This is a genomic window from Catellatospora sp. NPDC049111, assembly GCF_040648615.1.
Lineage (GTDB): Bacteria > Actinomycetota > Actinomycetes > Mycobacteriales > Micromonosporaceae > Catellatospora > Catellatospora aurea.
Genome location: NZ_JBEZEB010000046.1, coordinates 28,542 through 54,909, shown reverse-complemented (window position 1 = coordinate 54,909; position 26,368 = coordinate 28,542). Strand labels below are relative to the sequence as shown.

At 71.6% G+C, this 26,368-nt stretch carries 28 protein-coding genes; 12 read left to right on the top strand and 16 right to left on the bottom strand.

Annotation, left to right across the window (positions count from 1 at the left end; genetic code table 11):
• Positions 1 to 29: 29 nt before the first annotated feature.
• The gene (locus AB0B66_RS36995) at positions 30 to 1,214 is read left to right on the top strand and encodes a serine hydrolase domain-containing protein (protein WP_360539053.1); all 1,185 of its coding nucleotides are present in this window, start codon (positions 30 to 32) and stop codon (positions 1,212 to 1,214) included.
• Between the two features lie 21 nt (positions 1,215 to 1,235).
• Here the strand turns inward: AB0B66_RS36995 and AB0B66_RS36990 are convergent, their stop codons facing one another.
• The 3 genes from AB0B66_RS36990 to AB0B66_RS36980 all read right to left on the bottom strand — a co-directional run bounded on the left by AB0B66_RS36990 (position 1,236) and on the right by AB0B66_RS36980 (position 3,648).
• A complete protein-coding gene (locus AB0B66_RS36990) occupies positions 1,236 to 2,444 on the bottom strand; it encodes an RNA polymerase sigma factor (RefSeq protein ID WP_360539119.1) in 1,209 nt (402 codons plus the stop codon).
• A 62-nt stretch (positions 2,445 to 2,506) separates the two neighbouring features.
• Positions 2,507 to 2,860: a YciI family protein gene (locus AB0B66_RS36985; protein WP_360539050.1), complete on the bottom strand. Its 354-nt coding sequence runs from the start codon at positions 2,858 to 2,860 to the stop codon at positions 2,507 to 2,509.
• A gap of 89 nt (positions 2,861 to 2,949) precedes the next feature.
• Positions 2,950 to 3,648: a hypothetical protein gene (locus AB0B66_RS36980; RefSeq protein WP_360539047.1), complete on the bottom strand. Its 699-nt coding sequence runs from the start codon at positions 3,646 to 3,648 to the stop codon at positions 2,950 to 2,952.
• A gap of 202 nt (positions 3,649 to 3,850) precedes the next feature.
• Here AB0B66_RS36980 and AB0B66_RS36975 point away from each other — a divergent pair, with 202 nt between their 5' ends.
• Positions 3,851 to 5,212, top strand: a complete 1,362-nt coding sequence (locus AB0B66_RS36975; protein ID WP_360539044.1) for a tetratricopeptide repeat protein — start codon at positions 3,851 to 3,853, stop codon at positions 5,210 to 5,212.
• Positions 5,213 to 5,275: 63 nt separating this feature from the next.
• Here AB0B66_RS36975 and AB0B66_RS36970 read toward each other — a convergent pair whose 3' ends face one another.
• The 3 genes from AB0B66_RS36970 to AB0B66_RS36960 all read right to left on the bottom strand — a co-directional run bounded on the left by AB0B66_RS36970 (position 5,276) and on the right by AB0B66_RS36960 (position 8,167).
• On the bottom strand, positions 5,276 to 6,082 hold the full coding sequence (locus tag AB0B66_RS36970; protein WP_360539116.1) for a peptidase: 807 nt from the start codon (positions 6,080 to 6,082) through the stop codon (positions 5,276 to 5,278).
• On the bottom strand, positions 6,082 to 7,314 hold the full coding sequence (locus AB0B66_RS36965; RefSeq protein WP_360539113.1) for a VWA domain-containing protein: 1,233 nt from the start codon (positions 7,312 to 7,314) through the stop codon (positions 6,082 to 6,084). The genes AB0B66_RS36970 and AB0B66_RS36965 overlap by 1 nt, the downstream gene beginning before the upstream one ends.
• A 214-nt stretch (positions 7,315 to 7,528) precedes the next feature.
• Positions 7,529 to 8,167 (bottom strand): NAD(P)H-binding protein, encoded by a 639-nt coding sequence (locus tag AB0B66_RS36960; protein ID WP_360539041.1) that lies wholly within the window; start codon positions 8,165 to 8,167, stop codon positions 7,529 to 7,531.
• Between the two features lie 78 nt (positions 8,168 to 8,245).
• Here AB0B66_RS36960 and AB0B66_RS36955 point away from each other — a divergent pair, with 78 nt between their 5' ends.
• Positions 8,246 to 8,740, top strand: coding sequence for a MarR family transcriptional regulator (locus tag AB0B66_RS36955; RefSeq protein WP_360539038.1), 495 nt, complete (start codon positions 8,246 to 8,248; stop codon positions 8,738 to 8,740).
• Between the two features lie 45 nt (positions 8,741 to 8,785).
• A complete protein-coding gene (locus tag AB0B66_RS36950) occupies positions 8,786 to 9,355 on the top strand; it encodes a DUF664 domain-containing protein (RefSeq protein ID WP_360539035.1) in 570 nt (189 codons plus the stop codon).
• Between the two features lie 171 nt (positions 9,356 to 9,526).
• Here the strand turns inward: AB0B66_RS36950 and AB0B66_RS36945 are convergent, their stop codons facing one another.
• Positions 9,527 to 10,063: a hypothetical protein gene (locus AB0B66_RS36945; RefSeq protein WP_360539032.1), complete on the bottom strand. Its 537-nt coding sequence runs from the start codon at positions 10,061 to 10,063 to the stop codon at positions 9,527 to 9,529.
• A 58-nt stretch (positions 10,064 to 10,121) separates the two neighbouring features.
• Here AB0B66_RS36945 and AB0B66_RS36940 point away from each other — a divergent pair, with 58 nt between their 5' ends.
• Positions 10,122 to 10,961 (top strand): substrate-binding domain-containing protein, encoded by an 840-nt coding sequence (locus tag AB0B66_RS36940; protein ID WP_360539029.1) that lies wholly within the window; start codon positions 10,122 to 10,124, stop codon positions 10,959 to 10,961.
• On the opposite strand, the gene asnB is transcribed toward AB0B66_RS36940, so the two are convergent.
• Positions 10,877 to 12,865, bottom strand: coding sequence for an asparagine synthase (glutamine-hydrolyzing) (gene asnB / locus AB0B66_RS36935; protein WP_360539026.1), 1,989 nt, complete (start codon positions 12,863 to 12,865; stop codon positions 10,877 to 10,879). The genes AB0B66_RS36940 and asnB overlap by 85 nt on opposite strands.
• A gap of 258 nt (positions 12,866 to 13,123) precedes the next feature.
• Here asnB and AB0B66_RS36930 point away from each other — a divergent pair, with 258 nt between their 5' ends.
• Positions 13,124 to 14,320 carry an epoxide hydrolase gene (locus AB0B66_RS36930; protein WP_360539022.1) on the top strand — a complete coding sequence of 399 codons (1,197 nt, stop codon included), beginning with the start codon at positions 13,124 to 13,126 and terminating at the stop codon, positions 14,318 to 14,320.
• A gap of 68 nt (positions 14,321 to 14,388) precedes the next feature.
• Here the strand turns inward: AB0B66_RS36930 and AB0B66_RS36925 are convergent, their stop codons facing one another.
• A complete protein-coding gene (locus AB0B66_RS36925; RefSeq protein WP_360539019.1) occupies positions 14,389 to 15,153 on the bottom strand; it encodes an SDR family NAD(P)-dependent oxidoreductase in 765 nt (254 codons plus the stop codon).
• 31 nt (positions 15,154 to 15,184) lie between these two features.
• Positions 15,185 to 15,745: an NAD(P)H-dependent oxidoreductase gene (locus AB0B66_RS36920; protein WP_360539016.1), complete on the bottom strand. Its 561-nt coding sequence runs from the start codon at positions 15,743 to 15,745 to the stop codon at positions 15,185 to 15,187.
• Between the two features lie 103 nt (positions 15,746 to 15,848).
• On the opposite strand from AB0B66_RS36920, the gene AB0B66_RS36915 reads away from it, so the two are divergent.
• From AB0B66_RS36915 to AB0B66_RS36905, 3 genes are all read left to right on the top strand, one after another.
• Positions 15,849 to 16,325, top strand: a complete 477-nt coding sequence (locus tag AB0B66_RS36915) for a MarR family winged helix-turn-helix transcriptional regulator (protein ID WP_360539014.1) — start codon at positions 15,849 to 15,851, stop codon at positions 16,323 to 16,325.
• Positions 16,326 to 16,428: 103 nt separating this feature from the next.
• Complete coding sequence (locus tag AB0B66_RS36910; protein WP_360539011.1) at positions 16,429 to 17,253, top strand: alpha/beta hydrolase; 825 nt, start codon at positions 16,429 to 16,431, stop codon at positions 17,251 to 17,253.
• A 327-nt stretch (positions 17,254 to 17,580) separates the two neighbouring features.
• On the top strand, positions 17,581 to 18,045 hold the full coding sequence (locus AB0B66_RS36905) for a DUF1801 domain-containing protein (protein WP_360539008.1): 465 nt from the start codon (positions 17,581 to 17,583) through the stop codon (positions 18,043 to 18,045).
• 73 nt (positions 18,046 to 18,118) lie between these two features.
• Here AB0B66_RS36905 and AB0B66_RS36900 read toward each other — a convergent pair whose 3' ends face one another.
• Positions 18,119 to 18,682 carry a hypothetical protein gene (locus AB0B66_RS36900; RefSeq protein ID WP_360539005.1) on the bottom strand — a complete coding sequence of 188 codons (564 nt, stop codon included), beginning with the start codon at positions 18,680 to 18,682 and terminating at the stop codon, positions 18,119 to 18,121.
• Positions 18,683 to 18,765: 83 nt separating this feature from the next.
• Positions 18,766 to 19,092 carry a hypothetical protein gene (locus AB0B66_RS36895; RefSeq protein WP_360539002.1) on the bottom strand — a complete coding sequence of 109 codons (327 nt, stop codon included), beginning with the start codon at positions 19,090 to 19,092 and terminating at the stop codon, positions 18,766 to 18,768.
• Positions 19,093 to 19,500: 408 nt separating this feature from the next.
• On the opposite strand from AB0B66_RS36895, the gene AB0B66_RS36890 reads away from it, so the two are divergent.
• Positions 19,501 to 20,724, top strand: a complete 1,224-nt coding sequence (locus AB0B66_RS36890) for a multidrug effflux MFS transporter (protein ID WP_360539110.1) — start codon at positions 19,501 to 19,503, stop codon at positions 20,722 to 20,724.
• 21 nt (positions 20,725 to 20,745) lie between these two features.
• Here AB0B66_RS36890 and AB0B66_RS36885 read toward each other — a convergent pair whose 3' ends face one another.
• Positions 20,746 to 21,231, bottom strand: coding sequence for a hypothetical protein (locus tag AB0B66_RS36885; RefSeq protein WP_360538999.1), 486 nt, complete (start codon positions 21,229 to 21,231; stop codon positions 20,746 to 20,748).
• Between the two features lie 64 nt (positions 21,232 to 21,295).
• A complete protein-coding gene (locus tag AB0B66_RS36880; protein WP_360538996.1) occupies positions 21,296 to 21,973 on the bottom strand; it encodes a DUF998 domain-containing protein in 678 nt (225 codons plus the stop codon).
• Between the two features lie 157 nt (positions 21,974 to 22,130).
• Between AB0B66_RS36880 and AB0B66_RS36875 the strand changes: the two genes are divergently transcribed.
• Positions 22,131 to 22,964, top strand: coding sequence for a hypothetical protein (locus AB0B66_RS36875; protein ID WP_360538994.1), 834 nt, complete (start codon positions 22,131 to 22,133; stop codon positions 22,962 to 22,964).
• Positions 22,965 to 23,070: 106 nt separating this feature from the next.
• Positions 23,071 to 24,489: a sigma-70 family RNA polymerase sigma factor gene (locus AB0B66_RS36870; RefSeq protein ID WP_360538991.1), complete on the top strand. Its 1,419-nt coding sequence runs from the start codon at positions 23,071 to 23,073 to the stop codon at positions 24,487 to 24,489.
• 46 nt (positions 24,490 to 24,535) lie between these two features.
• On the opposite strand, the gene AB0B66_RS36865 is transcribed toward AB0B66_RS36870, so the two are convergent.
• Both AB0B66_RS36865 and AB0B66_RS36860 read right to left on the bottom strand, forming a co-directional pair.
• Positions 24,536 to 25,312 (bottom strand): ABC transporter ATP-binding protein, encoded by a 777-nt coding sequence (locus AB0B66_RS36865; RefSeq protein ID WP_360538988.1) that lies wholly within the window; start codon positions 25,310 to 25,312, stop codon positions 24,536 to 24,538.
• Entirely contained in the window at positions 25,309 to 26,367 is a 1,059-nt protein-coding gene (locus tag AB0B66_RS36860; protein ID WP_360538985.1) for an iron chelate uptake ABC transporter family permease subunit, read from the bottom strand. The genes AB0B66_RS36865 and AB0B66_RS36860 overlap by 4 nt, the downstream gene beginning before the upstream one ends.
• Position 26,368 lies beyond the last annotated feature (1 nt).

The following is a 26,368-nucleotide window of genomic DNA, read 5'->3' as shown; positions in this document are numbered from 1 at the left end:
GCATGGGATTTGTCCAAAGGGGAGGGATCATGTCCAGAACACCCATCCGTGCCGCTGTCGGGGCCGCCGTCGTATTCATCCTGTTGGCCGGTGCCGCGCCCGCCGCCGCCGCGACCGGGGGAACGCTGCGCCCGCAGCTGGAGGCGATCACCGCCGCCGGCATGCCCGGCGTGTTCGCCCAAGCCGTCGACGGCCGCCACCGGCAGTCCGCGGCCGCCGGGGTCGCCGACGTCACCACCGGCGCGCCCACCCGGCCCGGCATGCGTCACCGCGTCGGCAGCATCACCAAGACCTTCACCGCGACCGTCCTGCTCCAGCTGGCCGGGGAGGGCCGGCTGCGGCTCGACGCGCCGCTCGGCCACTACCTGCCGGCGTACGCCGTCGACGGGGTCACCGTCCGGATGCTGCTCAACCACACCAGCGGCATCGCCGACTACGACCACATCATCTTCGCCACCGACACCTCGCTGGAGGAGAACCGCCACCGCACCTTCACCCCCGCCGAGCTGGCCGCGTTCGGGCTGAACCAGCCCCCCACGAACCCGCCCGGCGCGGCCTGGTCCTACTCCAACACCAACTACGTGCTCGCCGGGATGATCCTGGAGAAGATCACGGGCCGGTCGCCGGCGTACGAGATCACCAAGCGGATCATCCGGCCGCTCGGCCTGCGCCACACCTACCTGCCCGGCACCGGCACCCGCATCCACGGCCCGCACGCCGCCGCCTACATCCCCTGGTACGAGGGGGTGCTCGTCGACTTCGCCGACTACAACATGTCCTGGGGCTGGGCGGCCGGTGACCTGGTCTCCACCACCGACGACCTCAACCGGTTCTACCGGGCGCTGCTGACCGGCAAGTTGCTGAAGCCCGCGCAGCTCGCCGAGATGCAGACCACCGTGCCGTGGGTGCCCGGCGCGCCGGAGTACGGCGGCTACGGCCTCGGCCTCTACTCGAACCTGCTGCCGTGCGGGCTGGCCTGGGGCCATGACGGCCTCGTGCTGGGCCACTCCACCATCTCCTGGCACAGCGCCGACGGCCGCCGCCAGGTCACCGTGGCACAGAACATGACCCACTACGTCGCACCGGGTCAGCCTGACCCGATCTCGGACGCGACCATCACCATGCTGGTCACGCAGCTGTGCGGCGAGCAGCCGGCCACGGCCCGCACCACCACCGCCCGCCCGCACCTGGCCGAGCAGTCCTTCCGCCGCTGAGTCCGCGGCTTCCGGGCGGTCTCAGGACCGCCCGGAAGCGGTGTCCAGGTCGGCCAGGCGCTCGGACAGGAACGCCCGCTCGGCTTCGTTCGCCGTGACAGCCAGCGCCCGGCCGTACGCCTCGCGGGCCTCCACCTTGCGCCCGGACCGTAGGAGCAGGTCGGCCTTGACCGCGGGCAGGTACTGGTAGCCCGTGAGGCCGCCGTCCCGTTCCAGCCGTTCGACCTCGGCGAGCGCTACCTGCGGCCCGGCGGCCATCGCCAGCGGCACCGTCCGGTTCAACGCCACCACGGGCGAGGGCCACACCTCCAACAGCCTGTCGTACAGCTCGACGATCTGCGGCCAGTCGGTCTGCTCGAACGAGGGCGCCTCGGCGTACAGGGAGGCGATGGCCGCCTGCAGTAAATACCGTCCGGGCCGGCCGCGGCGCAGTCCGGCGACGATGAGGTCGCGTGCCTCCGCCATGGCCGACCGATCCCAGCGGGTGCGGTCCTGTTCCTGCAGGCGCAGCAGCCGTCCAGCGGCGTCCACCCGGGTGGCCCGGCGCGCGTCGGTGACCAGCAGCAGGGCGAGCAGGCCGCGGACCTCGGGCTCGTCGGGCATCAGCTCGTGCAGCATCCGGGCCAGGTGCAGGGCGCGGTCCACGAGGTCGGCGTTCACCAGGTCCGCGCCCGACGGCGCGGTGTGTCCCGTCGTGAACAGCAGATGGATCACGCCGAGGACCGGCCGCAAGCGGTCGGGCAGCTCGGCCGCCCGCGGCACCCGGTAGGGGATGCGGGCGCCCGAGATCTTCTTCTTCGCCCGGGTGATGCGGGCCGCCATGGTCGGCTCGGATACCAGGAACGCCCTGGCCACGTCCGGGGTCGGCACGCCGCACACCAGGCGCAGGGTCAGCGCCAGCTGCGCCTCCTGCGACAACGCCGGATGGCAGCAGGTGAAGATCAGCCGCAGCCGGTCGTCGGGCACACCGCCGTCGGGGTCCTCGTCGTCGAGCAGCCGGTCCACGGCGATCTCCTCGGGCTCCAGCAGCAGCGGGAGTTTCGACCGGAACGTCTGCTCGCGCCGGATCGCGTCCACCGCGCGCCGCTTGGCCGCCGTGGTCAGCCACGCCGCAGGGTTGCCCGGGACGCCGTCGCGGGGCCAGCCCCGCATGGCCGCGGCGTACGCCTCCTGGACGCACTCCTCGGCCAGGTCCAGGTCCCCGGCCACGCGCACCGTCGCGGCGAGCACCAGGGCCCACTCGCGACGGTGCGCTTCGGCGATGGCCGCCGCGACGGCCGCCGACTCGCTCATCAGGCCGGGTGCTCCACGAAGCCGCCGCCGGCGATCGGCCGGACCTCGACCCCGCCGCCGGCGTGGCAGGCCGGGTTGAGCCTCGCGATCGCGAGCGCCGCGTCGAGGTCGGGCGCTTCGAGGATGTAGAAACCGGCCACGATCTCCTTGGCGTCGACGAACGGGCCGTCGGTGACGACGTCGCCGCGCACGGAGGTCGCCAGGTCCCTGGTCGTCAGGGCGTAGGCGGCCACGAGCGCCCCGGAGCGCTCCAGCTCCTCGGCGTGCCGGTCGTGCGGGGCGGTGTCCTCGCTGGTCGCGTGCGCGCTGTGGGCGGAGTCGCCCGCGTAGATGAGAACTGCGTACTGGGCCATGACGGGCTGCCTTCCTGCGGTGTTCGGGGTCGGTACGCCGGTACGTCGAACGGCCCCGCGCGGAGTCGACAGACTGTACGGCAGAAACTTCAAAGATCTTCTGCCGCGTCCGCCGCTGCGGGGTCGCGCCGCATCGAGCGCACGACGTAGCCGAGCGCGATCATCGAGTACATCGGGTAACCCACTTCGCGCATGTCGAGCGAGTCGCCGATGTGCCACGAGAGCGGGTCGAGGCCGAAGTCGTAGTCGATGAGCGCGAACACGAACCACAGCGGCGCGTACGCCCGGTCGAGTCGTTGAACCTGATCGCCGTCGACCGAGCTCGAATGCAGCAGCTGCGCCAGCACCGCGACGTCGGCCACGACGATCACGCCGAGCACTCCGACGATCCAGGCCTGCCGGAGCAGACCGCGCTGCGCGAGCACCGCGGCGATCACGAGCACGACCAGCAGGCCCGCCAGCCATACCAGGGCGGAGTCCCGCTTGCCGAACGCCTTGTCGAACTGCAGGACCGTGAACACCACGGCTGGGACCAGCACCGCGAGGACCGGCCACCAGCCGCAGGCGCGCAGCAGGCCCGCGATCCGGTATGCCGCCGCGGCCGCCAGCCCGGACAGGATCATGGTGCCCAGCAGGTAGACGTAGTCCACGTCCGCGTGGTCCATGGTCCTGTCGCTGGTCAGGCCCCACCCGAGAATGAGTGTGATCACCCCGAGCAGCAGCAGCGCCGTACACAGCACAGGCGCGAGAACGAGCTCCGCGATCTTTCTGGGACTGACATCGGCCATGCCGCATGGTGCCACGTCATCCCACGCCCCGATGCCCCGCTCCGCGACCGTCGGCCAACCCGGAAGGCCGGCACGTGCGGATCAGCATCGGCAGCACAGCCCGCTCTGCCGATTGTCGCGCATGCACCGCAGGAGATCAGGGCGTCGGAAGCTGAGGCCAAGTCCCCCAAGGAATCCTTCAGCAGAGCTAGGGTTTACCTCCGTGGACGCTGCTGATCTTGACTACCGAGCCCGGACACACACCGATCTCATCCCCCCGCACCTGGTCTCTCGGCTCATCGAGCTCGGCCATGGCAAGGAGGTGGAGCTTCAGGCCGGTCGCGGGGAGTGGTTCTGCGCGCGAGAACAGGCACGGCTACTCGCCGGACAGGACCGGCAAGCGGAGGCGCTTGAGGTGCTTGCCCCGTACGTCGCCACGGGCTGGTGGGAGGCGGCCAAAACCAGGGCCGGGCTCTTGGAGGAGTGCGGAAGGGTCGACGAGGCGATCGAGCTGGCCCGCCCCTATGCAGAGGCCGGAGACCGACTGGCGCTGGGGTACTTCGCACGGCTGCTTGCTCGCCAGGGTCGCGGGGATGAGGCGTTCTCCCTGCTCAGCCATCATGTCGAGGACTGGGTTCTCGCCGAAGCGCTGGTTGACGTCTCCTGGATCGCGGGCCGGGACGAGGACGCCGCCACGCTGCTGGCCGCCCGAACCTGGGTGGACACTTGCCACGACAGCCCGCCATGCCGCCGCCATGTCGAACCGCCGCATGCCGTCGGCCTGCTCGCCACGATCCGGGAACGCCAGGGCCGCGTCGACGAGGCGATCGACCTGCTGCACACGCGGTACATCACATCGGTCAACAACCGCGACCAGCTCGCCGACCTGCTGGCCAGGCACGACCGGATCGAGGAGCTGCGGTCCTACGCGGCAACCGAGCCCCACGGGCACGCCGCGCGGCGCCTCGCGGAACTACTTGAAGAGCGCGGCGACGCGGAGAGCGCGATTGCCGCATACGGTCAGCCCGGAGATTCGCCGATGTGTGAGGTCAACAGAGCAGCGCAGCTCGCGCCACTCTTGGTCAGGCATGGCCGGGTCGAGGAGGCCACCGAGGTACTGCGATCGCTCGCGGACTCTCCTGGCCGCGCGGACGACTGCATCGTCAACATGCTGTGCACCCACTACACCGAACAAGGCCGCGCCGAGGAAGGCCTGGCCTACCTCGACACCCTCAAAGCGCGCCGAAACCGTGAGGATTGGGAATTCTTCAGGATTCGACTGACGCTCCTCTTCGCCTGCGGGCTGCGCGAAGAGGCGATGGAGCAGGCGCGAGCGCACCCCGAGGGTGGAAGCTGGTACGCCGCTTGGAGCATCGCCAATCTGATGGCCGACGCCGGACGCGTCGAGGAGGCCGTCGCGCTCCTCGAGCAGCACCAGAACAACGCTCGTCTCCGCGGCGTACTGGCTGCGCACCTCATCGAACTCGGCCGAGTCAAGGACGCCATAGCGGTCATACAGCGGCACGAACCGGCACCGGCCGAGCAGCTCTGGACCGACGCTCCTACCGACCTGCCTCCATTCTGATCGGCGATCGATCCGACGCAGCGCCCCTCCCCCTTCCCGCGGGAGGGGGAGGGGCGCTTCGCTTCACGTGCGGCGGCGACGCCAGGTCAGCGAGAACCCGAAGACACCGGCGACGGCGGCCAGGACACCGCCGACCGTGGTCCAGATCCAGCGGGCCGACAGGTCCGGCAGCCAGTCCAGCGCCCCGGTCGCGTCGTCGGGGTCCGGGCTCGGGCTGGCCGAAGGATCGGCCGATCCGGCTGCGGTGATCACCTGGCCGGGTTTGACCTGCGGAACGAGCGGCGCCTTGAGCTCGCCGTCGTCGGCGACGGCGTCGCCGTGGGCGCCGAGCAGCATGTCGACCTGGATCGGCAGGCCGAGGTCCGGCTCGGGCAGATCGGTGACCGACAGCCGGACGTAGTACGTGCCGGGCAGCGGATCGCCGGACCACGGCTCGGCCCAGGAGCGCACCCTGCGCAGGGTGCAGCCGAGGCTGACCTCGGTGGCGGTCGCGGCGGCGATCGGCGTCTGCACGCCAGCCGTGCATGCCTGGCGGCGGCGCAGCCCGTCGAAGACGTCCACCGTCCAGGTGGACGCGCCGGTCCGCTTCGCGGCGGGCGGGAGTGCGACGGTCAGCGCGATCTCGGTGGTCTGCCCGGCCGTGGCGCTGAACGACCAGTAGAGGTAGTCGCCGGTGGTGGCTGCCACCTGAATCGGCTGGCCGACGTCGACCGCGGTCGCGGTGAGGAACGACGTTCCGGCCCGGTTGACGGTGGCCGATCCCGGTGAGGGGGTCGGCGCGGCAATGGCGGCGGCCGGCATCAGGGCGACGCAGGCCGCGGCGAACACGGCGGCCGCGAGGCGGTGGTGCGTACGCACACGGGTGAGCATCAGTTCGTCCTCCAGGTCGCGATCCACCAGCGGGTCCCCCAACCGGCGAGCACGCCGGTGATCAGGCCGGCGACGGTCAGCACCAGCAGCAGGAGCCATCCGCTGCCCAGCCCCGGCGCGTCCGGCGCGGGCGAGGTGGCGACCACGTCGATGGTCAGCTCGAAGGGCATGCCCGGCGCGTCGTTCGCCGTCGAGCTGGCGAACGAATTGCTGATCACCAGGCAGACTTCGGTCGGGGTGGTCGGACCGTCCGCCGGCTGGTCCGACTCGACGTCAGGTTCCAGGGCCGACCAGCGCAGGCCGGTCGACAGCACGTCGGTGCGTCCACTGCCCGCGTCGGTGCCGCGCACGAGCTCCCGGCCGTCGGCCGCGGTGGCCCGCAGCAGTACGCCGTAGTCCCGGTTGACCGGGCGGTCCAGGGCGATGCTCACCGAGGCGCGCAGTTCCTGGTCCACGCGGACCGGCACCCGGTACCAGCGGTGCTCGGAGATCTTCTCCCGGTCGGTGTAGACGCCGGGTGACAGCAGTGGCGCTCCGGCGCATTCCTTGCCGCCCGCCACGACCGCGGGAGGCTTCACGACGGTGGTGTCCTTGGCCCGGTCGACGAGCTGCTTGATCCGGTCGGTCAGCTGTGCCGGCGTCTCCGCGGAGGCGTACGTCCCGCCGGTGGCCGCGGCGATGCAGACCAGCTGACGGCGCACCTTGTCGTCCGGTGCCAGGCCGAGGGTGTCCACCACCAGGTGGGTGCCCTTGGCGGCCAGCTCGCGGGCGACGTCGCAGGGGTCCGGCGGGGCGCAGGTGTCCTCGCCGTCGGTGATCAGGATGATCCGGCGGGCGGTCTCGCCGGTGCCCAGGTCCTCGGCCGCGCCGCGCAGCGCCAGGCCGACCGGGGTGAACCCGGTGGGCCGCAGCTTGGCGATGGCGTTCTTCGCGGCGGCCCGGTCCACCGGAGCCACCGGCACGATCTGCTGGGTGTCCTTGCAGCCCTCGGCCTTGTCCTTGCCCTTGTAGGTCGCGCCGAGCACGCGGATGCCGAGTTCGGTGCCGTCCGGAAGCGCGTCGACGACCTCGTTGAACGCCTGCTGGGCGACGGAGATCCGGGTGCGGCCGTCGATGTCGGCGGCGCGCATCGATCCACTGACGTCGAGGACCAGCTCCACCCGCGGCGGCGGGGCGGTCTCGACGGGTTCGTTGTCGTCGGCGTAGGCCGCCGTCGGGAAGACGGCCGACAGCGCGACCGACGGTCCTATGAGGATGGCACGTAACCATCTGCTGTTGATCACCGCGGTGATCTTACTTACCGCGGCAGGCCCGCTGGCAGCGGATCGACAGTACGACGATCATCCATATACGACTGTCGTGGTTCCACCAAGCGCTCGTTAACGCAGGGTTGCCACAGGCCTGCCGAGATCCTCCACACGGCCTAAGCGGCACAGCGCGATCTGGTCAGTACGCGACCCCCACGGCGCGGCCGATCGTCGCCGGGTCGCCGAGCGCGGCCAGCATGGCGTGTGCCACGTCGGCGCGGGAGATCGCGTGGCCCCGGGCGACGTTGCCGCCGACGACCGTGCGGTGGTGGCCGGTCACCGGCTTGTCGACCAGCTTGGGCGGCCAGAACACCGTCCACTCGGTGCCGCTGCGCCGGATCAGTTCCTCCATCACCGCCAGGTCTCGGTACACCTCCTTGAAGGCCGCGCTGACGACCGGCAGCAGAATCCGTCGGCCGAAGAAGCCCTCCCCTTCGGCGGGCGGACCGACCGGGGCGGCGCTGACCGCCACGAAGCGGCGCACCCCGGCCGTCGCCATCGCACCGAGGATCCCCCGTGTGGCGTCGGAGGCTATGGTGCCGGCTTTGCGGCCGCGGGAACCGACGCCCGAGAGGACCGCGTCGCTGCCCTTCACCGCGGGCAGCAGCAGGTCCGGGTCGGTCAGACCGCGTACGGCCGCCACCTCCAGGGCCGGGTGCCGCAGCTCGAAGCGCGCCGCATCGCGGACCACGGCGGTCACCGCGTGTCCGGCGTCCAGTGCCTGGCGCACGATGTGTCCGCCGATGCCGCCCGTGGCTCCGAAGACCGTCATTTTCATCGGATTGCCCCTTCCTGGAATAGGGAGTCTCAGTAATTGTTACCCTAGTGGACAATATCCCAGCCGTACAATATTTTCGTGCCCGCATCTTCGAACCGACCGCTCAACGAGCGCACCAACTTCCTGCTGTCGCAGCTGGGCTTCCACACCGCGATGCGGTTCACCGAACGCCTGGCCGCGCTGGACATCCAGCCCAGCCACTTCGGCCTGCTCATGCACCTGGCCCAGGGTGAGGGCCGGTCCCAGCAGCAGCTCGCCGAGGCGCTCGGCATCCACCGCAAGGTCATGGTCGGGCTGCTCGACGACCTGGAGCAGCGCGGGCTCGCCGAGCGCAGGCCGCATCCGGCAGACCGGCGGGCGCACGCGATCTACCTGACCGACGCTGCCCGCACCCTGCTACCGCAGGCCCGAGCCATCGCCGACGCCGAGGAGGAGGACCTGCTGACCGGCCTCGACGGCGACGAACGGCGGCAACTGCTCACGTTGCTGCAGCGCCTGGCCGAACACTCCGGCAATCCGCGTGGCGTCCACCCCGGACTGCGCCGCAACCCTGGGCTGCCCGGCATGGCATGAGCAAGGTGCGTGATTGGCGGCCGCCCCGGTGGGTAAGGGTCGGCCATGACGTATGTCGACGCGCCCGGCTACCCGGAACCACCGGCCATCGGCGGCGAGGCGGAGACGCTGCTCGGTTCCCTGGAACGGCAGCGCGCCACGTTCGCCTGGAAGTGCTCCGGTCTGGACGACGCGGGCCTGCGCATGCGCGCCGGCGTATCGGCGATGACGCTGGGCGGGCTGCTCAAGCACCTCGCCTACCTGGAGGACGTCAACTTCACCGGCGACCTGACCGGCGCCGAGCTGCCCGCGCCATGGCCCGACCTGGAACGCGACGCCGAGCCCGGCTGGGAGTGGTGGTCGGCCGCCGACGACGACGGCGCGCACCTGCACGAACTGTGGGAGCAGGCTGTCGCGCGGTCTCGGCGGGCGGTGACCGAGGTGCTGCTGACGACCGGCGTGGATACCGTGTACACGGCGCCGGACGGAAGCGTGCTCACGCTGCGCCGGCTGCTCGTCGACATGATCGAGGAGTACGCCCGGCACACCGGCCACGCCGACCTCATCCGGGAGGCCGTCGACGGCCTGGTGGGCGAAGACCCGCCGGGGCCCGCGTACCCGTTCCAGTTCGCGTAGGGCACGTCCAGGCCTGCCCAGCACGCCGCGGGACACCGTTGCCAGACCGCGCCGCCTACGCTGGCGGCATGATCGAACGGCTGACCCATCGGTGGCGGCGCGAGACGGCGAAGCAGGAGGCGGCGATCGCCGACGGAACACTGATCTTGGTGCCGGTTGAGCGGGGCGTGGTCAGGCGGCCTGGATGCGCCGTGGGCCGTGCGTTGCGCTCCGACACTGCCGTCGCCATGACGTGAAGACGTACCGGTGTACCGCCTTCAGCCCGACGGACATCGCCAGGGCGGTGAGGATCGGGAACGCGCCGCGCACGGCGACGGTAGTGGTCCTGGTCAGCCGGGTGCGGTTGCCGGCCGGGCACACCAGCTGAAACCGCTCCTCGATTCCGGTCACCCACCTGGCGAACGCCAGATCGGTCTCCTCCATGCGGAACTCCAAGGTCTCGGCCGACTCCCAGCGCGTGATGCGCTGGCGGACCACTCCCTGCTCCGCCTGGCACTCGCGCTGGGCACCGACACCACCGACACCGCCGGGCAGCGTACAGGCGACGGGGCGGGGCGTGCCGACGACGAACACCGGGCAACGCGGTGCGCGATCCATCCGTGAGTCGGTCAGCAGCGGCCACACCTCATTCGGCGCCGCGTCGAGCATGACACCAGTGGTGACGACGAGCCGGACCGAACCTCTACCAGCACCTTTGATAGTGATCATGACGTCCCGCCTCCCGTTTTGAGCGAACGCTCAAGGAGAGCATACGATCCGCGACAAGGTGCCGCCGCCCCGGAGACCTGGCTCGGGCGCGGCCGTGGAGGCGTGCTCCGCGACCGCGCCCGACCCCCTGATCGTCTCCTCGATCGCCGAGACGCTGCTCGTGCACGGACGGCACCTCATCCTCGACGCCGGGCAGCTCGCCCAGGACGAAGACGTCCTGCCCACGCTGCCCGACCAGCCCGGCATCGGCGGAGCCATCCTCATCCTGCCGCCCGAGCCCAGCGCGCAGCTCGAAGCCCTGCGCGACCGCGGCTTCCCGTTCGTGGTCGCCGATCCGCGCACCCCCACCCCGCGCGACATCCCCGCTGTGTCCGCGGCGCACTTCGCCGGTGCCCGCGCGCTGACCGCACACCTCGCCCGGCTCGGCCACCGCCACATCGGCGTGCCGGCCGGCCCGCACAACTGGGTCGCCGGCAGCGCCCGCCTGCCCGGGCACGCCTCGGCGCTGGCCGACCCGGCCCTGGTGCGCTCGGCAGAACCGACCACCGAGTTCGGCTACCGTGCCGCGGGCGAGCTGCTCGACCTGCCGCGGCGGCCCACGGCACTGGTCGGGTTCAACGACAAGGCGGCCGTCGGCGCGCTCGCCGCGGCCGCCGAGCGCGGCCTACGGGTGCCCGCGGACCTGTCGGTCACCGGTTTCGACGACATCGACCTCGCCCAGGCGACGACGCCGCGGCTGACGACGGTCCGCCAGCCGCTGGAGGAGATGGGGCGGATGGCGGTCAGCCTGCTGGCCCGCCTGCTGGAACGCCATCAGCTCGAAGCGCTCCACGTCGAGCTGACCCCGGAACTCGTCATCCGCGACTCCACCGGGCCCGTGCCGCCGGGCGCCGGCTGATCTCCGACGCGCGGATCCAGGGTGCCCGTGACGAACACGGCATGCCACAGGCAGAACGTCAGCACGGTCCAGATCTTGCGCGAGTGGTCGGCCTCGCCGGCCCGGTGCGCCTTCAACAGCTTGTCCACGTAGGACAGGTTGATCAGGCCTCCGGCGCCGGAGGTGTGCAGGACGTGGCGGGCCCAGTCGTGCATCGGGCCGGCCAGCCAGACGCGGGTCGGCGTGGGGAAGCCCATCTTCGGCCGGCCGACGATGGCCGGCGGCACGATCCGGCGCAGCGCCTGCCGCAGCGCGTGTTTGGTGACGGCCGGGCTGTGCCGGGGCAGTTTGAGTTCCAGCGGGATCCGGCGGGCCACCTCGAACACCTCACGGTCCAGGAACGGCACCCGCAGCTCCAGCGAGTGGGCCATGGACATGCGGTCGGCCTTGGTCAGGATGTCGCCCGGCAGCCAGGTGTGCAGGTCGATGAACTGCATCGCCGTCGAGTCGTCCAGTCCGGCCGCGGCCGCCTGCTCGTACAGTGGCGCGGTGATGTCGGTGAACCTGGCCGCGCCGTCGTCACCGGGCAGCAGTCGGGCGAGTTCTCCGGCGTCGGTGAAGATGCGGGCGTTTCCGTTGAAGCGCTCGCGCAGCGGTTTCGTGCCCCGCTCCAGGAAACCGCGCCCCTTGACCCCTTCGGGAACGGCCCGGGACACCGCCCGCAGTCCGCGCCGCACCGGATCGGGCAGGCTGGTCAGCGGTCGCAGCGACAGGGGTTCGCGGTAGATGGCGTAGCCGCCGAACAGTTCGTCCGCGCCCTCCCCCGACAGCACCACGGTGACGTGCCGGGCCGCCGTACGGGCGAGGAAGTAGAGCGGGACCAGGGACGGATCGGCGACGGGATCGTCGAGGTGCCAGACTATCCGCGGCAACGCCGCCATCACCTCCTCGGCGGTGACGATGGTCGGCGTGCTCCGCACCCCGAGGATCTCGGCGGACTCGCGGGCGACCTCGGTCTCGGAAAACCCGGCGGTGTCGAAGCCGACGGTGAAGGTGCTCAGGTCCGGGTGGACCTCGCGGGCCAGCGCCACGATCGCGGTGGAGTCGATGCCACTGGACAGGAACGCGCCGACCGGGACGTCCGAGCGCAGGTGCATCCGGACACTGTCGCGCAGCGCTTCGGCGATCCGCTCGTAGAGCCGCTGCGGAGCGGGTTCGGCCGCCGGGGCGAACCGCGTTCGCAGGTACCGGCGCCGCCGCATCCCCTGGGCCGGGGTCCAGGTGAAGCACTCCGCGGCGGATAGCCGCTCGACGCCGACGTCGAGCGTGCGGGGCTCCGGCACGTACTGGTACGTCATGAAGTACTTGAGACTGGCCGGGTCGATGCCCTGCGGTCCGGCGAGCCCGCCCGCCAGGAACGGCAGCAGCGCCTTCTTCTCGCTGGCCAGGTGGAGCCCGTCGCGGTCCTCCAGCACGTACATCGGTTTGATGCCGAACTGGTCTCGTGCGCCGAACGCCTGCCTGGCATGCCGGTCCCAGATCACGAAGGCGAACATGCCGCGCAGGCGGTCCAGTACCGTCTCGCCCCAGTAGTGGTATCCGGCCAGGATGACCTCGGCGTCGCCGTCGGTGCTGAACTCGGCCCCGCAGTCGCGCCGCAGTTCCTCGCGCAGCTCCAGGTAGTTGTAGATCTCGCCGTTGAACGTGAGCACATAGCGGTCGTCGCGGTAGTACAGCGGTTCGTGCGACCCGGTCAGGTCGATGACGGCCAGTCGTTTGTGGCCGAACACCGCATCGTCGTCGATCAGCACCACCCCGGTGTCGTCCGGGCCGCGGTGGTGCAGCCGCTGCAGCGATTCCGCGATCAGATCGACCCGCGCGCCGGCGCTCCCGTCCGAGCTGAAATAAGCCAAGATTCCGCACATTCGTGCCGCCCCCGTCCATCCGCGGCCCTGCTGGCAGCCGCTCCTCGATCAGCGCTTGGCGTGACATGCCTTGTAACGGAGGTTTGCTGAGCGAAGGTTGCAAGCCGCCTCGAATTCGGCTGGACGTGCCGTAGTGCCGTCACGGCGTGGCGAACCGTAATACCATAAGGCAGCTAAGTGAAAAAGCTCCTAAATCGGATGAACTCGACCAGCTGATTTCATTCGCGTACAGAGTCCGCCACGGCAAAGGGGGCACGCGTGCCTGCCAAGAGCAAGAAGACAGCGATCCGCCCGTTCACCGTCGAGGTGCCGCAGTCGCAGCTCGACGACCTGCGATCCCGCATCGAGGCCATGCGCTGGCCCGAAAAGGAGACCGTCGACGACCTGACGCAGGGCGTGCAGCTCGCGACGATGCAGGCGCTCGCGAAGCACTGGGCGACGAAGTACGACTGGCGCAAGTGCGAGGCGCGCCTGAACTCCTACCCGAACTTCATCACCGAGATCGACGGGCTGGACATCCACTTCATCCACGTCCGCTCCCAGCACGAGAACGCCCTGCCGCTGATCATCACGCACGGGTGGCCGGGATCGATCGTCGAGCAGTTGAAGATCATCGAGCCGCTGACCAACCCCACCGCACACGGGGGCAAGGCGGAGGACGCCTTCCACCTGGTGATTCCGTCGATGCCCGGCTACGGGTTCTCGGGCACGCCGAAGACCACCGGCTGGGGCCCCGACCACATCGGACGGGCCTGGGTCGAGCTGATGAAGCGGCTCGGATACGACGAGTTCGTCGCGCAGGGCGGAGACTGGGGCGCGCTCATCGTCGACATGATGGGCGTGCAGGCAGCCCCTGAGCTGCTCGGCATCCACACCAACATGGCCGGCGCGGTGCCGCCCGAGATCGACAAGGCGGCCCTGGCCGGGGCCGAACCGCCCTCCGGCCTGTCCGAGGAGGAGCGGCACGCCTTCGACCAGCTCACCTTCTTCTACGCCAAAGGCCTGGCCTACGCGCAGGAGATGGGCAACCGCCCGCAGACGCTGTACGGCATCGCGGACTCGCCGGTCGGGCTGGCCGCCTGGATCCTCGACCACGACGCCCGCAGCACCGAACTGATCGCACGCGTCTTCCAGGGCAAGAAGGAGGGCCTGACCCGCGACGACGTGCTGGACAACATCACGCTCTACTGGCTGACCAACACCGCGATCTCCGCGTCGCGCCTGTACTGGGAGAACAAGCTGGCGTTCTTCGCCCCGAAGGGCGTCGGCGTGCCCGTGGCCGTGAGCGCCTACCCGGATGAGATCTACTCGGCGCCGCGCAGCTGGGTCGAACGGGCCTATCCGAAGCTCCTGCACTACAACAAGCTCGACAAGGGCGGGCACTTCGCCGCCTGGGAACAGCCGCAGTCGTTCACCGAAGAGCTGCACGTCGGCCTTCGCCCGCTGCGCCGCTGACCAAGCCACGATCCTGCCAGGGCTGCCGCCCCTCGAAACAGGCTGTCGAGGGGCGGCAGCCCTGCGTGTCACCAGGCGGTCGAGCCTCCGTCGACCGGATAGTTGGCGCCGGTGATGTAGGACGCCCGATCGGAGGCGAGGAACGCCGCCAGTTCCACGACCTCCTCCGGCCGCGCGAATCGCTTGAGCAGAGTCTTGCTGGTTATCGCGTCCCGGGCGGCCTGATCGTCGCCGAGATCGCGGTCGCTGAGCGGGGTCAGGGTCGGCCCCGGACTGATCGCCACGGCACGGATGCCGTGGCGCGCGCCCTCCAGCGCGAGCTGCCGCGTCATGGCGATGACGCCCGCGTTGGCAGCACTGTGCGCGACCATCGGCGGGACCGCGCCGGCGACCATGCCGGCCATGGACGCGACGTTGAGGATGACGCCACCACCGCGGCGGACCAGATGCGGCCACGCGTGCTTCGACACGAAGAAGGGGATGTCGAGTTCGCCGGTGATGGTCGCACGCCAGTCCTCGACCGTGAACTCCGGCATCGGGCCGAAGCGGACCACGGCGGCGTTGTTGTAGACCACGTCGAGCCCGCCGTACGCGGCCGCGGCGTCGTCGACGGCTCGCCGTACCTGTTCCGGATCGGTGAGATCGACCGGTGCGATGCCGGTCATCTCCCCGCCGCCACGACGGACGAGGTCTACCGTCTCGTCGTTGGCGTCGGTCATGATGTCCAGGCCGACGAGGCTCGCGCCTTCCCGCGCGAAGACCAGCGCCGAGGCGCGCCCCAGACCCCGGCCGCTGCCGGTGACCAGTACGACCTTGCCGTCGAGCGTTCCCATGAGACTCCTCCTGCCTGTCAGCGGTGCGAGGTCACTTGGCGCGCAGCGGCGCGAGGGCCCTGCTCCACGCCACCACCTGGTCGAGGGTCGTGTTGAGCGTGTCCCGCTGGTGCGGGCCGGGCCTGAACACGCTGAAGTTCTCGAAGTCGGTGAACAGCGACAGCGCCACCTGCGAACGCACGTCGGCCAACTGCAGCTCACCGGCGATCAGGCGCAGGTGCTCCACGGCCCGGGTGCCGCCCACCGAGCCGTAGCTGACGAAGCCGACGGCCTTGTTGTTCCACTCGCCGTACAGGAAGTCGATCGCGTTCTTCAGCGCGCCCGACGTCGAGTGGTTGTACTCCGGCGTCACCATGACGAACCCGTCGAACGACGCGATCCTGCTCGCCCACGCCTGGGTGTGCGGCTGGGTGTACTGCCCCATCGAGGGCGGGTACGCCTCGTCCAGGTGCGGCAGCTTGTAGTCGACCAGGTCGACGAGTTCGAACTCGGCGTCGACGCGCTGCCGGGCGACGTCGTACACCCACTGCCCCACGGCCGCCCCGTTGCGTCCCGGCCGGGTGCTGCCGATGATGATCCCGATTCTGGCCATCTGTCCGTTCCTTCGTACTTGTCAGAACATCCGAGCGATGTCCTTGCTTCGTCAAGCAAACATAGCGCCACTATTTCCTTCGTCAAGCAAGTAAGCTGGGGATATGTCTGCCGTCACAGCACGCCCGTCGCCGGCCACCGACGAGCCGCAGCCGCTCAGCCCGGCCGAGGACGCCCTCGTCCGGTCCCTCAGCCGCCTCATGTACGCGCTGCCCCGCGCCATCGACGCCGACATGGTCCGCGAGCAGCGGCTCCCCTTCACCGAGTTCCTCGTCCTGAAGAACCTGTCCGAAGCACCCGACCGTCGACTGCGGATGACCGAACTCGCGGCCACCAGCGAGATGTCCCTCAGCGGCATGAGCCGTATCGTGGGCCGGCTGGAAGGCGAGGGCTTCGTCCAGCGGGTCAGGAGCGAAGAGGACGCCCGTGGCTGGAACGCCGTGCTCACCGACGCCGGTCACGCCCGCCTGACCGAAGCCTGGCCCACCAACCTGGCCTCGGTACGCCGGCATTTCCTCGACCACCTGACCGGGCTCGACCTCAAGGCACTCGCCGCGGCGCTGCAGGACGTCGCCACCTGAGCGTGCGGCCCAGGTGCTCAGCCCACGCGAACGGACCCTGGTGATCTAATGTCGACCGGTGGAGAGCACGGCTTCAAGGCGTCCACCGCTGAAGGAGGGCTCGATGCGGGTCGACGGGATCACGTCCGCGGACGGCGCGCCGATCACGGTGCACACGACGGGCACCGGGCCGGACGTGGTGATCCTGCACGCCGGCGGCGTACCGCAGCAGCATTACCACGGGCTGGCGGAGGCGCTGGAACACCGGTTCACCGTGCACCTCTACGACCGGCGCGGCCTGCCCGGCGCGGCCTCGCTGGACGGCTCCGAGACCCTCGGAACCGATCTCGCCGACCTTTCAGCGGTGCTCCGGCACACCGGTGCCCGCAGCGTCCTCGGCCACGGCAGCGGCGGCTTCCTCGCCCTGCGAGCAGGGCTGGTCCTGCCGCTGTACCGCATCGCGGTCTACGACCCGAGCCTGTCGGTGTCCGGCCACCCGGAGTGGGACTTCCTCGGGCCGCTGGAACAAGCCGTGCGCTCCGGTGACCAGGCCCGAGCGCTGACCGTGCTGGCACAGGGGACCCACCCCGACGGGCTCGCCGCCAGGCTGCCGTTCGGTTTCGCGCTGCGGGTCAACCGGCTGCTCCTGCGCACGCCGAGCAGGCGGGCCGCGGCCGACCTGCTGCCCGCCGTGCTCCCCGAGATCCGCCGCATCCGCGAACACGACGGGCCGCCCGGCGACTACGCCGGAATCACCGCCGAGGTCCTGCTCACCGCCGGTGCCCGCAGCCCGGAGCACTTCGCCGAAAACTGCCGGACGCTCGCCGAGGCGATCCCCCACGGCCAGGCGCTCATCGTCGCGGGAGCAGCCCACGACGCCGCCGTCACCGCCCAGGACGAGCTCGTCCGTCCGGTCTCCCGGTTCCTGGCGGGTGCGCCGATCGCGTAGCGCCGGTCACCGGCTCCAGCAGGTGGTGGGCAACGCCGCGTGGATCTGCTCCAGGTCGGCCGGGGTCTGCGCTCGCACCCATACCCACCTCCAGCCGTCGCCGTGCGTCCGCACGAGCTGCCCAGGCCGTGAATACCAGCGGACCGGCGAATCCTCCACCTCCATGCGGGTGCCCGGACCCGCGTTCCGTGCCGCGTTCCGTGGTCGCCACGGATGCCCACGGGGCAGCCCACGGGCGATGCTGAAGCACGAACGACCCGCCCGGGAACACCGCCCGGAAGGTCCCGGCACAGACAGCGCCTCCCCCTGGATTGAAGGAGAATCGACATGAAGACCACCAAGACCTCCGCCAAAAGCACGAAGACGGCCGAGAAGTACGACGGCTTCACCGACGAGGAGCGCGGCGCGATGAAGGACCGCGCCGCGGAGCTGAAGTCCGCCACGCGCCGCGGCGCCAAGGCCGACGAGGAGCCAGGTGTCCTCGCGAAGATCGCCGAAATGCCCGAAGCCGACCGTGTCCTGGCCGAGCGCATCCACGCCCTGGTCAAGGCCAACGCGCCGGAGCTGGCCCCGCGGCTCTGGTACGGCATGCCCGCCTACACCCTAGACGGCAAGGTGCTCTGCTTCTTCCAGAACGCGGCGAAGTTCAAATCGCGGTACGCCACGCTCGGCTTCAACGACGTCGCGAACCTCGACGACGGCACGATGTGGCCGACCGCGTACGCCCTGACGGAGCTGACCGCCGCCGACGAGGCGCGCATCGGCGCGCTGCTGCGCAAGGCCGTGAGCTGACCGCCGAGGCCCGTCGGGCCGGGACGTGTGCCGCGCCCCGGCCCGCCGCGCTCCGAATCCGCGTGCGCGGCTGTCAGAGGCCGGCGAGCAGGCCGACCTCGGGTTCGAGCGCGCCGGGCTGGTTCAGCGACCGGAAGTCGCCCTCCACATCGGACCGGTTCAGAACGCCCGCACGGACGGCACCGTGCCGCACCACCGACCACAGGAACACGTCGAGGTTGTCGAACTGGGTGTCCGCCTCGATCACCTGCTCCTCGTGGAACCACACGGCGACCTTGCCGCTGGTCAGCACGACGTAGTAGTTGCCGCCGCCGTCGGCGCCGATCGACCACACGTCGTCGCCGGACAGCACGGTGGTGTAGTCGGAGTCCAGGATCTCGCACTCGTTGGCGGCGAAGTCGAAGCCGTACGACCAGTCGTAGATGTCGAGGAACTGCGGCATGGCCCCCGAACGGACCCGCCGGTCGAATGCGGACAGCGCGGCCGCGGCCGAGGGTGGGAGCTTGGCAAGGAACGGCTCGACGGCGCGGACCTCGGCGGGGATGCGCACTGTCGGCGCGTCCGGAAACCAGCGCGCGAGATCGGCGTCGAGGTCCCGATCCACATACCCGGCAAGGTGATCGAGCGTGAGGGTCATGCGGCAGATGCTATCGACCGCCCCCGGACGTCGAACGTGATCATGGTCCGGTGGATCGTGACGACATGCGGTCCTGCCGATGTTCACGCCGGGATGTCACGGACTCCCGGCTGGCCGGCGCGGGGAACGCCCGGCTGCAGCGCGCATCGTCGGGCGGCGGTGCCCGCTCCCGCGGCGGCGAACAGGGCGATCAAGCCGCCACCGATCCAGCCCACCAGCAGTAGGAAGATCGCCAACAGCACGGCGGCGGCGGCCAGCGCGAACCCTAGGCGCGCCGCGCTGCGCCTGCGGTACTCCACCGGCGGGCACACCACACCCGTGCTCAGGCCCAGCACGAACACCGGGTCGCCGGCCCGGGTCCGCTCGGCCAGCCCGTCGAGACATGCCTGCTCCTCGGGACGCAGCGACATCGCCCCCACCCCTCTTCCTGTCTCCTGTGCCGACCTCCTACCCAGTGCGAGGACTTCCCATACCGCCCGCGAGCGACCGAACCTCCGCCAGGCGGCCCGCCCGCGCGGTTTGGCGGCGGCCACCTCCGGGGTACGGCTGAACCATCGACAGCAGGAGGCAGAAGATGACCGACCCACGCGATCCTGTGCAGCCGCCCGTACCTATGCCGCCGCCGCCCACACCGGCTCCCCCGCCGGCCCCGCCCCCACCGGCCCCGTCGCCCATCCCCCCGGTGCCGCCACCGCCCATGTGACCTTCCGAGCGGTGACCTGCGACACCTCGGGAGCGGGGAATCTACCCGCCGGTATCCAGTTGATGTCAGCGTGACCTCGACTCCCGCCGCAGCTTCTGCTCCGCCCGGTGAACTGATGAGCGGCGGGCAGCGGCTGCGGCTGGTGCTCGTCCTCGGCTCGCTGATCGCGATCGGCCCGCTGACCATCGACATGTACCTGCCGGCCCTGCCCGTGATCACCGACGACTTCGGCACGACGTCCACCGCGGTGCAGCTCACCCTCACCGGCACCCTGGCCGGACTCGGCCTGGGCCAGCTGGTCATCGGTCCGCTGTCCGACGCCTACGGCCGCCGCCGGCCGCTGATCCTCGGGCTGCTGCTGCACGTGCTCGCCTCCGCCCTGTGCGTCGCCGCGCCCGACGTCGTGACGCTGGGCGCGCTGCGCGTCCTGCAGGGCCTCGGCGTCGCGGCGTCCTCGGTCGTCGCCATGGCCGTCGTCCGGGACCTGTTCAGCGGGGCGGCGTTCGCCCGGCTGTTCTCCCGCCTGATGCTCGTCATGGGCGCGGCCCCGGTGCTCGCGCCGACGCTGGGCGGGGCGGTGCTGCGCTGGACGCAGTGGCGGGGCGTGTTCGTGGCGCTGGCCGGGTTCGGGGTCGCGCTGACCCTGGTGGCGATGTTCGGCCTGCGCGAGACCCTGCCCGTCGAGCGGCGGCGCACCGGCGGCGCGGCGGGCACCCTGCGGATGTACGGCACGCTGCTGCGGGATCGGACGTTCGTCGGGCTGGTGCTGGTGGCGGGCCTGGCGATGGCCGGGCTGTTCGCGTACGTCGCGGGTTCGTCGTTCGTGTTCCAGCAGCAGTACGGCCTGGACGAGCAGCAGTTCGCGATCGTCTTCGGCTCCGGGGCGGCGGGGCTGATCGGCGCGACCCAGCTCAACGTGCGCCTGCTGCGCCGGTACACCCCGCAGGGCATCCTGGTCGGTGCGCTGGCGGGCGGCGCGGTCGCGGCGGCGGTGCTGCTCGTGCTGGCCGTGACCGGCTTCGGCGGCCTGCCCGCGCTGCTCTGCGCCCTGTGGACGGTCCTGGCCGCCTGCGGCCTGGCGCTGCCCAACGCGCCCGCGTTGGCCATGTCGCGCCACGGCGAAGCGGCCGGGACCGCGGCGGCGCTGCTGGGCGCGGTGCAGTTCGGCGTCGGGGCGGTGGCCGCGCCGATGGTCGGCGTGCTGGGTGCGGACGCGCCGGCGATGGCCGTCGTGATCCTCGCCGGGATGGCGGCAGCGGCGGCGATCGCCGTCCCGGTGGTGCGCGCGGCCCGGTTCGAGGGCTCGCTCGCCGAACCGGCGGCCGTTCACCTGGGCTGACGCGTCCGACCGGGTTCCCGGTCAGGTGGCGGGCATGTTCTCCCAGGCCCGGTGCAGGCGGCCGGTCAGGGCGGTCTCGGCCGCCTCCATACGCTCGACCGCGTTGCGCAGCGCCTCGCTCTCGCTGCGCGGGCGGGCCATCGTGTTCGCCCAGTCCTCCTCGGCGGCGGTGCCCGCGTCGGAGATCTCGCGGTGGATGTCGCTCAGCGCCGCGAGGTAGTCGCGGGCGGCCGTCTCGATCTCGGCGTCCAGCACGCTGCGCTTCTCGATCAGGAAGATGTTGAGGTGCCGGGCCTGCTCGGCCAGCGCCTCGGCGGAGATGGCCCCGCCCCGGGACAGGATCTGCAGCTGGCGCAGCCGGGTCTGCAGTTCCTCGATGGCGCCCGCGCTGCGCTGGCTCAGCTCCCGGGTGCGCCGGTTGCGCTCGGTGCGCCGCCACTGCAGGAAGCCGAGCCCGACGGCCAGCGCGCCGCCAAGGAATCCGAGCACGGGTCCAAGAATGTCCACGATCGACATAGTGCAGCAGACCGGCGATCTACCGCGAGTGGGGAGCCGAGCCCGATTCTGTCGGTTATCCGGCCGCGGACCGGCTCCGAGCGCCGACGACCCGGGCGGCAGACTCCGCACCTGCCGTGACCTGCCGCGGCACCGGCCGGCACAGCAGCACCCCGGTGACGACGACCCAGACCACCAGCGGCACCAGCGCGACCCGCTCCAGCACGCTGGTGAACAGGCCCCGGCCGATCGCCAGCAGGCCGACCACCAGCAGCAGCGCCAGGGGCAGCGTCACCGCGGCGAACGCCCGCGCGACGGCGCGCAGCACCGGCTGCAGCGAGATCAGCGCCACGACGGCCATCGCCAGCACCGCCAGCCCGACGGCGACCACGCTCGCCCCGGCGTGCACCAGGTCCGCGGGCGTCGACGGCTCGTAAGGCGGCAGCGGGCAGCCCGGCGTGCACGACACGGCCGCCGAACCCGCGCCGAACACGCTCGCGGTGACCAGCATCGCGTACACGAACGGCACCAGCCGCCGCACCGCCAGCCCCAGTAGGGCCAGCGAAGCGGCCAGGGCCAGGATGCCGGCCCGGTAGACCCCGTCCCGGGGGCTGGAGGCGACGCCGCCTTCGCTGATGTACCCGCGGGTCCACGGCTCGGGCAGCACGCCGAGCGCGTACATCACGGCGGCGGTGCCGGCGACCGCGGCGGCGACGGCGAGCCCGGCCGCCCATCGTGACCTGTCCGAAGGCATGATCCACCCTACCCGCGCCGGTCCGCCGGAAACCCGGCCGCGATCGATCGTGCGGCACGTCACCCCGGCCGCGAAAACAGTGGCGCGGAAAGTGTTGTCCCTGCCGCCGCCCGGTGCTCCTACTCCCGACAGACCCACCTTTCGGAAGGGGAACACCATGAAACTCCGGATCGCCCTGGCGGCGCTCGCGGTCAGCGCCGCCGCGGTCCTGGTCGCGGCTCCGGCCTCGGCCGTGCCGAACATGTCGCTGGTGTCGGCGGTCTCCGCGGTCGACTCGACGGCGGAGAAGTCGGCGCTGGCCAGTTGCCCCACCGGCACCCGGGTGCTGGGCGGCGGCGGGTTCATCTCCGGCGGCAACCGGCAGGTGAGCTTCACCCGGCTGCAGGCGCTGGGCAGCTCCGACGACTTCACCGCCTCGGCCGCCGAGATCGGCGCGTACGGGTCGGCCTGGCAGGTGCACGCGTACGCGATCTGCGGCACGGCCCCGGCCGGGCTGGAGTACGTCAGCTACCTGACGCTGTCGGACTCGTCGGCGAGCAAGTCCGCCACCGCGACCTGTCCGGCGGGCAAGCAGCTGCTCAGCACCGGCGCCCGGGTGCTCAACGGCGGCGGCCGAGTGATCATCAACAGCTCGATCCCGGCAGCCGGCCTGGCCTCCACCACCTCCACCGCGTACGAGGCCCAGGGCGGTTTCGCCGGGAACTGGAGCCTGTACAGCTACGGGGTGTGCGCCAACCCGCTGCCCGGCCTGCAGCTGGTGTCGGCACTCGTCGGGCCCGACTCGACCGACGACGTCGTCGGGGCGAGCTGCCCGGTGGGCAAGTTCACGCACGGGCTCGGCGCGACCATGAGCACCCCTGCGGGCCAGGCGCTGTATGGCGGGCTCTACCCGTCCGGGGCGCTGGACCAGACCGTGGCCGTCGCGATGGAGGACGCCGACGGGTACGCCGGTAACTGGTCGACGCGGGTGTACGCGATCTGCGCGTCCTGATCCGGCGGTGACGGCGGGCCGCGCGGGCGGCCCGCCGTCACCGGCGGCTGTCGGCAACCCGCCGCCGACCTGCCCGATCCCCGAACATCTATCTACGGTGGTTGATGTGGATGATTCGACCCTCGCCGTCGCGCTGGCCGACGGCGACCCGGCGGCGCTGGACGCGGCCTACCGGCGCTACGCCGACCGCCTGGTCGCCTACGCAGCCACCATCGTCGGCGATCCCGACGCCGCCGCCGACGCGGTGCACGACGCGTTCCTGCTCGCCGGCCGCAACGCCTCCGGCCTGCGCGACCCGGCGGCGCTGCGGCCGTGGCTGTACGCCATCACCCGCAACGTCGCGCTGCGCCAGGTGCGCCACCGGGCCCGGGTCGCGCCGGTCGACACGTTCGACCACCTCAGCGCCGGGTTCGCCGACCCGGCCGCCCGGGTGCACACCGACTACGTCGGGCGACTCGTCCGGGCGGCCGGGGGCGGGCTGTCGGCCGCCGACCGGGAGGTCATCGAGCTGGCGATCCGGCACAGCTTGTCCAGCGCCGAGATCGCGGCCGCGCTGGGCGTGTCGGTCAAGCACGCCAACGCGCGGCTGTCGCGGGCGCGCGCGGGGCTGGCCGACGCCCTCGGCGCGCTGCTGGTCGCGCGTACGCCGTCGGCCTGCCAGGACCTCGCCGAGCTGCTCGGCGGCTGGGACGGCACGCTGACCCCGCTGCTGCGCAAGCGGCTGCACCGGCACATCGAGCAGTGCGCCCTGTGCGCCGCCGTCCGGGGACGGCAGATGGACCCGCGTACGCTGCTGACCGTCTTCGCGGCTCTGGCCTTCCCCGCCGCACCCGACCGGGCCCGGCCCTCGACCGCCCAGCACACCATGGAACCACGCCAGGCAGGTGGCGAACCGCGCTGGAACCGCGAGACCGGGTTCCCCGAACCGCGTCCCCGCGCGCTGCTCCGAGGCCGTCCTGCCCTGGCCGTCGCCGCGGTGCTGCTGCTGGCGACATGCGGCGGCGCGGCCGGGATAGGCGCGGCCGGGCTGCCGGTCGCGCAGGTCACCACCAGCCCGGAGCCGCTGGCATGGGAACCTGGCGAGCCGGGCCTGGCCGCGCCGTCGGCAGTGGACCCGACGGGCGGGCCAGGGTCGCCAGCTGCCGGGTCCGGGTCGCCGACTGCCGCGCCGCCTTCCCGCACCGCCCGGCCGTCACCGCGGCGCAGCGCGCCACCGCGCAGCCCGTCGCCGCGGCCGCCATTCGCCCGGACCGCCGTCACCGAGGTGACCTGCACCGCCTCCGGTGGCCTGCACGCGGTGTATCGCGTCTACACCGACAGCCCGCTGTCCGGTGCGACGCTGCACCGCGAGCTGCGCGGCTTCACGCGGCGGCAGGCGATGACGGTGTCCGCGGACCGGCTGAGCGCGTACTTCGCGGTGACGGCCGCGTCGACCGGCCCGTTCACCTGGTCGGTCGAGCTGTCCACCACCGACGGCCGCACCCTGCGCACTCCGGACCGGGTGCTGACCAAGGACTGCGGCTGACGGACCGCGTCTTGACCACCCAGCCGGGTGGCAGGACGCGGCCGCCCTAGTCCGCCGGGACGATGATCGGTGTGCCCGCCACCGGGTCGGCGACGATCACGCAGGCCAGGCCGAAGACCTTCTGGATCAGCTCGGCGGTGATGACCTCGGCCGGGGTGCCTTCGGCGACGATGGCGCCGCCGGCCATCGCGATGATGTGGTCGCAGTACCGGCTGGCGAGGTTGATGTCGTGCAGCACGGCGACGATCGTTTTGCCGGCCCGCGCGTTCAGGGTGCGCAGCAGCCGCAGCAACTCCACCTGGTGGTTGATGTCCAGGTAGGTGGTCGGCTCGTCGAGCAACAGCAGGTCGGTGTCCTGGGCCAGGGCCATCGCGATCCACACCCGCTGCCGCTGCCCGCCGGACAGCGCCCGCAGCGGCCGGTTGACCAGGTCGGCGGTGTCGGTCGCGTCGAGCGCGCGGGCGACGGCGTCGTGGTCGCGGTCGGTCCAGGTGCGGAACCAGCCCTGGTGCGGGTACCGGCCCCGGCCGACCAGGTCGGCGACGGTGATGCCGTCCGGGGCGACCGGGGACTGCGGCAGCAGCCCGAGCACCTTGGCGACGTCGAGGGTGCTGAGGCCGGCCATGGCCTTGCCGTCGAGCAGGACGTTGCCCGAGCGGGGGCGCAGCAGCCGGGCCAGGCCGCGCAGCAGCGTGGACTTGCCGCAGGCGTTCGCGCCGACGATCGCGGTCACCTTGCCGTCGAGGACGGTGACGTCGAGGTCGCGGACGATCGGCTCGGCGTCGTAGCCGAGGGTGAGGCCTTCGGCGCGCAGTCGGCTCATCCGCCTGCTCCCTTCCGGTTGGTCGTGGCCAGCAGCCACAGCAGGTACGGTGCGCCGACCGCGCCGGTGACCACCCCGGTCGGCAGCGCGGTGGGCAGCAGGTGCACGGCGACGAGGTCGGCGGACAGCAGCAGCACCGCGCCGACGAGCGCGGCCGCGACGATGCCGCCGGTGGCGGGGCCGAGCAGCCGGTTGGCGATCGGCCCGGCGACCAGGGCGACGAACACGATCGGGCCGGCCACGGCGACGGCGAGCGCGACGAGCAGCACCGCGGTGGCCAGCAGCGCGGCCCGGGTCAGCTCGACGCGGGAGCCCAGCGCGCGGGCGGTTTCGTCGCCGAGTTCGAGCACACGCAGCTTGCGCGACAGGACCACGGCCAGGGGCAGCAGCACGACCAGCGCGCCGCCGAGCAGTTTCAGCTCGTCGTCGCCGGCCTGGCCGACCGAGCCGGTCAGCCAGTGCATGGCCTGGCGGGCCTCGAACAGCTCCGCCTTGATCAGCATGTAGCCGGTGAGGCCCTCGAAGAACACGGCGACGCCGATGCCGATGAGGATGAACCGGTAGCCGCTGACCCCGTCGCGCCAGGCGAGCAGGTACATGACCAGGGCCGCGGTGACCGCGCCGCCGAGCGCCAGCAGGCAGACGGCGAGCCCGCCGACCTGGAACAGGACGATGCCGCTGACCGCGGCCAGGCTCGCCCCGGAGGTGATGCCGACGAAGTCGGGCGAGGCGAGCGGGTTGCGCAGCAGCTGCTGGAACACGGTGCCGGACGCGCCGAGGGCGAGGCCGACGGTCAGCGCCGACAGGGCGGTCGGCAGGCGCAGGCCGCGTACCACGAAGTCGACGCTGGGCACGTCGGCCAGGTGCAGCACCGACGTGACGACCTCACCGGCGGTGAGGCGGAAGCTGCCGACCATCATGGTGAGCACGAACAGGGCGGCCACGGCGGCGGTGAGGCCGGTGGTCGCGGCGAACGCGCGGACGGCCCGGTGGCGGCGGGTGGCCCGCAGGGCGGCCGCGGTGGCGGCGCTGGTCCGGGTGGCGGTTGCTGTCATC

Excerpts from the sequence above, each read along its gene's own strand:
- AB0B66_RS36995 (WP_360539053.1), top strand. The coding sequence starts at position 30 with ATGTCCAGAACACCCATCCGTGCCGCTGTCGGGGCCGCCGTCGTATTC.
- AB0B66_RS36985 (WP_360539050.1), bottom strand. The coding sequence starts at position 2,860 with ATGGCCCAGTACGCAGTTCTCATCTACGCGGGCGACTCCGCCCACAGC.
- AB0B66_RS36980 (WP_360539047.1), bottom strand. The coding sequence starts at position 3,648 with ATGGCCGATGTCAGTCCCAGAAAGATCGCGGAGCTCGTTCTCGCGCCT.
- AB0B66_RS36970 (WP_360539116.1), bottom strand. The coding sequence starts at position 6,082 with ATGCTCACCCGTGTGCGTACGCACCACCGCCTCGCGGCCGCCGTGTTC.
- AB0B66_RS36960 (WP_360539041.1), bottom strand. The coding sequence starts at position 8,167 with ATGAAAATGACGGTCTTCGGAGCCACGGGCGGCATCGGCGGACACATC.
- AB0B66_RS36950 (WP_360539035.1), top strand. The coding sequence starts at position 8,786 with ATGACGTATGTCGACGCGCCCGGCTACCCGGAACCACCGGCCATCGGC.
- AB0B66_RS36945 (WP_360539032.1), bottom strand. The coding sequence starts at position 10,063 with ATGATCACTATCAAAGGTGCTGGTAGAGGTTCGGTCCGGCTCGTCGTC.
- asnB (WP_360539026.1), bottom strand. The coding sequence starts at position 12,865 with ATGTGCGGAATCTTGGCTTATTTCAGCTCGGACGGGAGCGCCGGCGCG.
- AB0B66_RS36925 (WP_360539019.1), bottom strand. The coding sequence starts at position 15,153 with ATGGGAACGCTCGACGGCAAGGTCGTACTGGTCACCGGCAGCGGCCGG.
- AB0B66_RS36920 (WP_360539016.1), bottom strand. The coding sequence starts at position 15,745 with ATGGCCAGAATCGGGATCATCATCGGCAGCACCCGGCCGGGACGCAAC.
- AB0B66_RS36915 (WP_360539014.1), top strand. The coding sequence starts at position 15,849 with ATGTCTGCCGTCACAGCACGCCCGTCGCCGGCCACCGACGAGCCGCAG.
- AB0B66_RS36910 (WP_360539011.1), top strand. The coding sequence starts at position 16,429 with ATGCGGGTCGACGGGATCACGTCCGCGGACGGCGCGCCGATCACGGTG.
- AB0B66_RS36905 (WP_360539008.1), top strand. The coding sequence starts at position 17,581 with ATGAAGACCACCAAGACCTCCGCCAAAAGCACGAAGACGGCCGAGAAG.
- AB0B66_RS36900 (WP_360539005.1), bottom strand. The coding sequence starts at position 18,682 with ATGACCCTCACGCTCGATCACCTTGCCGGGTATGTGGATCGGGACCTC.
- AB0B66_RS36895 (WP_360539002.1), bottom strand. The coding sequence starts at position 19,092 with ATGTCGCTGCGTCCCGAGGAGCAGGCATGTCTCGACGGGCTGGCCGAG.
- AB0B66_RS36890 (WP_360539110.1), top strand. The coding sequence starts at position 19,501 with ATGAGCGGCGGGCAGCGGCTGCGGCTGGTGCTCGTCCTCGGCTCGCTG.
- AB0B66_RS36880 (WP_360538996.1), bottom strand. The coding sequence starts at position 21,973 with ATGCCTTCGGACAGGTCACGATGGGCGGCCGGGCTCGCCGTCGCCGCC.
- AB0B66_RS36875 (WP_360538994.1), top strand. The coding sequence starts at position 22,131 with ATGAAACTCCGGATCGCCCTGGCGGCGCTCGCGGTCAGCGCCGCCGCG.
- AB0B66_RS36865 (WP_360538988.1), bottom strand. The coding sequence starts at position 25,312 with ATGAGCCGACTGCGCGCCGAAGGCCTCACCCTCGGCTACGACGCCGAG.
- AB0B66_RS36860 (WP_360538985.1), bottom strand. The coding sequence starts at position 26,367 with ATGACAGCAACCGCCACCCGGACCAGCGCCGCCACCGCGGCCGCCCTG.